The organism is Sphingobacterium sp. GQ94 (assembly GCF_059758715.1).
The window spans coordinates 1-214 of record NZ_JCAXEC010000052.1; the positions used below are offsets into that span (position 1 = coordinate 1).

Genomic DNA, 214 nt, shown 5'->3' on the forward strand with positions numbered 1-214 from the left:
CAGATTACCGCTAATTTAGATTTTGAAATTGAAGTGTTCGAATCAGATTTAGACCACATACACTTTCTAATTCGTTATGTTCCACGTCTGTCTATTACTTCTATTGTTCGTAAGTTAAAGCACGAATCTACTTACCATATTTGGTATTCAGCTCATAAGTCTTTCTTATCTAAACATTTTTGGAAAGAACATACTTTCTGCTCAGATGGATACT

General features: G+C 32.7%; 1 protein-coding gene. It reads left to right on the plus strand.

Features of this window, described 5'->3' with window-relative positions:
- The coding region (locus tag AC6CHH_RS16460; RefSeq protein ID WP_498284801.1) for a transposase at window positions 1-214 on the plus strand (214 nt) is incomplete at both ends.